This is a genomic window from bacterium (assembly GCA_040757115.1).
Taxonomy (GTDB): domain Bacteria; phylum UBA9089; class CG2-30-40-21; order CG2-30-40-21; family SBAY01; genus JBFLXS01.
In genome coordinates this window covers 1-4,685 of the sequence record JBFLYA010000283.1, presented here as the reverse complement: position 1 = coordinate 4,685, position 4,685 = coordinate 1, and the positions used below count along the sequence as shown (strand labels likewise).

Annotated in this window: 5 protein-coding genes; all 5 read right to left on the bottom strand. The window is 37.1% G+C overall.

Annotated elements, in window-relative coordinates:
- Positions 1-352: 352 nt before the first annotated feature.
- The gene (locus tag AB1422_17080; protein ID MEW6621017.1) at positions 353-628 is read right to left on the bottom strand and encodes a nucleotidyltransferase domain-containing protein; all 276 of its coding nucleotides are present in this window, start codon (positions 626-628) and stop codon (positions 353-355) included.
- 282 nt (positions 629-910) lie between these two features.
- Positions 911-1,189 carry a hypothetical protein gene (locus AB1422_17075; protein ID MEW6621016.1) on the bottom strand — a complete coding sequence of 93 codons (279 nt, stop codon included), beginning with the start codon at positions 1,187-1,189 and terminating at the stop codon, positions 911-913.
- Positions 1,174-1,371: a hypothetical protein gene (locus AB1422_17070; GenBank protein ID MEW6621015.1), complete on the bottom strand. Its 198-nt coding sequence runs from the start codon at positions 1,369-1,371 to the stop codon at positions 1,174-1,176. Before AB1422_17070 ends, AB1422_17075 begins: the two co-directional genes overlap by 16 nt.
- Positions 1,372-1,576: 205 nt before the next feature.
- The gene (locus tag AB1422_17065) at positions 1,577-3,658 is read right to left on the bottom strand and encodes a DEAD/DEAH box helicase (GenBank protein ID MEW6621014.1); all 2,082 of its coding nucleotides are present in this window, start codon (positions 3,656-3,658) and stop codon (positions 1,577-1,579) included.
- 23 nt (positions 3,659-3,681) lie between these two features.
- The gene (locus tag AB1422_17060) at positions 3,682-4,437 is read right to left on the bottom strand and encodes an HTH domain-containing protein (GenBank protein ID MEW6621013.1); all 756 of its coding nucleotides are present in this window, start codon (positions 4,435-4,437) and stop codon (positions 3,682-3,684) included.
- Positions 4,438-4,685: the final 248 nt, after the last annotated feature.

Genomic DNA, 4,685 nt, shown 5'->3' with positions numbered 1-4,685 from the left:
TTGTTTCCCACAATCAATTTCTACCTATTTCTATAAATTTCAATCTATTTCTATTATCTTATCTCCATATCGCCCTTATCTCCTTATCCCCTTTCTTACACTTTTGATATATAGCCTGAACGGTTACTCCTTTTTTAATCGCAAAGAACGCAAAGATTAAAGGAGAAACGCTCATGAGTCTGCGACTCACAAATGACGATGAAAATAGTGGTAGGAGATAGGCGTGAGGAGTGATGTTTTCTTTACTTTCTACTTTCTACTCTCTACTTCCTTATTTTCAGGAGAATCATAGAAAATTCACGAAACTCCAGTTATAATAAATTCTGTTTCTTCGACTATATGTTTTAAATATTCAAGGGGCAAATTTGACATTTTCTATTTCCTTTAATATATGGGGTCCAATATAAGGACTTAGACTTTCCTTCGTAATAAGTTCATAGTTTTCTCCTAAACAATTTTCGACAAAATCGCATAGAGATGTAAAAGTCTTAAAAGATTTTTTTCCCTTTCTAAACTCTACCAGAATATCATAATCGCTGAGTTCTGAATCTTTCTCTCTCTCAACAGACCCAAAAATACCAATAGATATAACTCCAGGTGCCTTCAAATATTCTCTGTTACTTTCAATAACTTTATAAAACTTTTCTTTTCTTGTTATCTGTTCATCCTTTTTTCTTCTTTAAAGCTAACGACTGAGCTCACCTGCAGCGGGGAGAATTACCACTAAACTTTGTAAACATGATTACCCCTTGAGATACTACAAAACTTTCAATCACGACACAGTCCCCCGCCGTCCACTGCAACGACTGGTTAGCAAAAGTTCCACTTTGCCGTATTTTTCTTTTCTTCTGGCTTACCGAATTATTGTGCATTCCACATTCACGGTCTGACCCTAACCCCCTCTAATTAATTACCCTAATAGATTAACATACTCATCATGCGTGCCAATCCAGAACCATACAATACCCTCTGGTTTTTCTCTGCCCAGCGCTCGATAATGTGCCCCAACTCGCACTGACCATAAATGTCTTGTCTTACCGATCTTTTTGAAGTGCAACGATGGATGATGAGGATCGATTTTTAGGAGTTCAAAGTTCTTATCTGCTAATTCTTGCACCTCTTCTGGTAGTTGTCGGTAATGCCGCCAGAACCGAGGCAAGGACATGTGTTTTTTTATAGTGGCTGACATAATCCTATCTCATATTCTTTGTCAACTTCAGCAATCAGTGCGTCTAGATGTCCTGCTTCTAAGTCTTCCTCAATTTGCTTGTCCCACATCTGCGAGTGGTAATTCTCAAACCATGCTGTTAGTTTAATCAAGTCTACGGCTTGTAGTTGAGTAATGGCAATTTCTATTTCTTTGAGACTCATAAGTTATAAACCTCCATTCTTTCTTGGCGGGTCAAACGCTACATATCACTGCCCCACGATAAATTCACCTGCAAGGGAAGCGGATCATGTGCATCACTGTGTTAGACATAATCTCCACATTTATAGTATACCATACTACTTCTCTTTTGTCGAATAAATTCTGCTTTCTACTTTTACGGTTTGCTCCTATTCCCCAAATCTGTGATTATCTTTGCTTAATAATGAATTCCCTTACCTTATAATTCCATTCTCTAGATTGAAATAATTCCTTAAGTTCAGAATCGTCCTCAATAAAACAAGATGCCCAATAAACATCTATTCTAAACCAATCCTTTGCTTCCCTGAAAAGTCTTACCAATTCGTTCATGTTTCTAAGTCCTTTTGATAATTGACTTATACTTACTCTGCCACCGCCATTTTTTAAACATTCTACCCTATAATTATCTATTTCGTTATAATCTCCCTCAAAACCGAGAAGCGTATTCAGAATATTATTCTTCTCTTCTAAATCTATGTTGGTATATTTCAGGGAAGTCAGGGCTGTTAATTTTAACAACCATTTAACTTCATTAAAGACTTTGGGTTTGTTTTTCTTGCAGTTATTACTGAGTCGAGGGTCGTCTTGAGATTCTTGTTCCAATTTATCAAGCAATTCGATAAGTTTTGATATCTCACTTGCCTCATCATTATTATGAACCTTAAATTGTATAGCCATTCGCATAAGATTCAGATATGGATGCCTGAGTTCACCTTTGCGTGAGCCCACTGTTTTTTGTTCAAGTATTGCTAATCCCTTACAAAAATATTTTGCCCTTAAGGAAAGGGGAGGAATCTGAACTGAATTCTCATGGAATTCGTTGACAATCCCTCTGATGAAACTAATTTCAGAAATATCAATTTTCCCTGTGTGTATAGCTTCGGTTGTAAAGTCTTCAGTAAATAATTCCTCAATTCGATATTCTGGTTGCAACATTTGAAGCCGTTGCAGTTTTTTCTCTTCAAATACATTTTCTCCAAATTTATCGTATAGAGAATCAATGTTATCTACAATTTCAAAGATATTCCCTCGAGTTTTGTTAGGCGATTTTCTGGTTATTCTTCCTACCTGCTGTTCAAACAACCTCATACTCAGTGTTGGTCTCAATAATATTAAGTTTTCTAATTCTGGAAAATCAAAGCCTTCAATTAGCATCCCTACAGTGCATAAGACAAAAGGTGGTTGACCAATAATTTTAAATGCCTGGAGGATTTTGTCCGGCTCTTTTTTCGGTAGGTCGGAAGAAAGATATACCGCTTCCTTAAATTGTCCATCGCTTGTATAATTACTAAAAGAAATGGTAGGGTCAAATTTACCTTCCTTTAATTCATTATTGAATATAGCCGCAGACAACTTAGCGTGAAACGCATTGATTTTCTTTTCATTTTCTCCAAAACTGTGGATGATATTGCGAACTGGAGCACAAAATATCAAAGTCTTTCTCTGTTTGTTTTCGATTTTGTCGTCGTATATCCTTTTGGCTAAATATGTCCTTTGAGCAACTAACTGGATATTATCGAGTGTGCTACAATCCAAAAACAAATCCTCTTTGTCCAGTGTCGAAAGTCCTTCTTTAAAATCGAACAGATTCAGAATATCCTCATCACTGCGGATAATTCTATAATTTAATTCACACAACTGCCCTTCCATTATACACTGGGGCAGGGTTTTACTAAAGATTTCCTGCATATCTATAGAAATATCTTCAACAAATTTAACATTGCCAACAACCCCTTGAAAAGGTGTTGCTGTCATTCCAAAAATCTTGGTATTTCTGTTGTCGAACTCGGTTATGAAAGTATTACCCCGATTATCTATAAAATTATGCAGTTCATCTATAATTAGTAAGTCACTGTTTTGGCTTAAGATATCTTTTATTTCCCCATTGTTTTTGCTAATGATTGTCTGAAGAGAAGCAAAAATGATACCTCCGGCACCTCTCTTAATTAGGTTTTGTAATTTGTCTATGCCCACTTTGTCGTGCTCAGAGGATAGAACTACACTCTCAGGGAATAAGGGATATCCATCATCACCATAGAATGTTTGCGTCAACAGTTGGTTGTTCCTGGATACCAAAAACAAGACCCTTTTTTTGTTCTCAACATATTGTTTCATGAGATGTTTGGCTAAGAATGTTTTTCCCCAGCCGGTTGGTACTTTAATATACCCCATTCTATTGTTACAAAAGTAACTATTAATCTTTTCCAGATAATTTTGCTTTTCTTCAAACAAAGGACCAATTTTATCCATTACATAGACTTCCTAATTCGGCATCACAATTTATCTAACATCTGCTTCATTTTTTTCTTTTGTATTTCAGGGTCATCCTTCTGGAAATATTCAACTGCGGAAAGGTCATCGCCACGTTTCCTGTTTTGTCTGGGTTCCAGTGCTTCAACTAAAATCGCCTCAAGTGCCGGGATTATCTTTATCGCTTGATATGATTCTGCCATAGGTTTTAGTACTCCTTCCTCAGAAACAGGGAGGAAACCAAACCATGAAAATCTATCCCACCGCGTCGATAAGCGATCTATTGTATGTTCATAAAGACGCTTCCCTAATGGACGCTCTGTTGCACGACCTACATAAATGACCTCTCTGTTATCGTAAAGGAGATAAATTCCCAATTGCTCATAGAAGTTCACTGGCTTTGCTTCGATTTGCTGAAAGCCAAGTATTTTGGGTGTCGCGTTCCATTCAATCGAATCGCGTCGCCAGAACATTCCAAAAGAAGAGATAACCTCATACTGGACTTCATCAAATTGATCATTTTTTTGTTCTTCTGATGTTGATTGAATTTGCTCCCGCAATGCGAATGTGCCCTTTGCAACTTTGACAAAAGGGGATTGAATACCATCATGTTTAATTGAGGAAGTAATTTTTGCAGCTACCGTAGAATGTGGAGTTGCCCCAACCGATTTTTTAATCTTTTTAGATAGGATACGTTCTGTAATGTCTTGATAATGAAGTGCACCACCTGCTTCCATGAGCACTTTCACAATGGCTTCCTGCCAGGTAATCTCACTCATGATTATTTTCCTTTTTATGTCTAACAATAAAGTTCAGGTGCGGCGGGGAGAATTACTACAAAAGTTTGATAGCAAGATAAAACTTTAAGAGACCACAAAACTCTGACCACGGCACAGTCCTCCGCCGTCAACTGCAACGCAGGGTTAGACAAAAGCTTTGATTCGCTGTCTTTTCCTTTTCCTCTGCCTCACCGAATTATTGTGCATTCCACATTCACGGTTAACCCTAAAATATCTCCTTTTTATTT